Raw genomic sequence first — 804 nt, forward strand, 5'->3', positions numbered from 1 at the left:
GCGGTGATCGGTGAGAGCGCGCCCTTGGTCCGCACGGTCCGGTGCCGCACCGTGGCGAACACGCTCTCGATCGGATTCGTCGTCCGAAGGTGGTCCCAGTGCTCGGCGGGCAGGTCGAAGAACGCGAGCAGCGCCTCTCGATCCTTGGTCAGGCACTCGGCGGCTCGGGCATACTTGGCCCCGTATTTCTCGACGAAGACGGCCATCGCCGTCTCGGCCGCCGCGCGGGTGGGGGCGGCGTGGATCTCGCGCAGATCCGCCTTCATCGCGCCCTGCACGGATTTCGGCGCCTTGTTGAGCACGTTGGCGGTCTTGTGGACCCAGCAGCGCTGGTGGCGGGTGCCGGGGAAGACCTCGTCGAGCGCTTTCCAGAAGCCAAGGGCGCCGTCGCCGACCGCGATCTCCGGCGCGATGGAAAGACCACGCCGCTTCACGTCGACCAGCAACTCGCGCCAGCTCTGGGCGCTCTCGCGCACCCCCACCTGGAACCCGACGAGTTCCTTGCGACCCTCGGGCGTAGCCCCGATCAGCACGAGCATGCACTCGGCCTGATCCTCCATCCGGGCCTGCAGGTAGACCCCGTCGGCCCAGACGTAGACGTAGCGGCGCGCCGAAAGGTCGCGACCCTGCCAACGGGTATACTCGTCCGCCCAGGTCGCGGTCAGGCGGGTGACGACCGCGGGCGAGAGGTTCGGGGCGTCACGGCCGAGCAGGGCCGACAGCGCCTCCTGGAAGTCGCCGGTGGAGATGCCGCGCAGGTACAGCACCGGCAGCAGCGCATCCAGGCTGCGGGTCCGCCGCGCC

Annotated in this window: 1 protein-coding gene; it reads right to left on the reverse strand. The window is 69.9% G+C overall.

Features of this window, described 5'->3' with window-relative positions; genetic code table 11:
• Window positions 1–804: IS256 family transposase (locus tag G3T14_RS24380; protein WP_163645036.1), on the reverse strand; the 804-nt coding region annotated here is incomplete at both ends.

The sequence above is a fragment of the Methylobacterium sp. BTF04 genome (genome assembly GCF_010692745.1).
Lineage (GTDB): Bacteria > Pseudomonadota > Alphaproteobacteria > Rhizobiales > Beijerinckiaceae > Methylobacterium.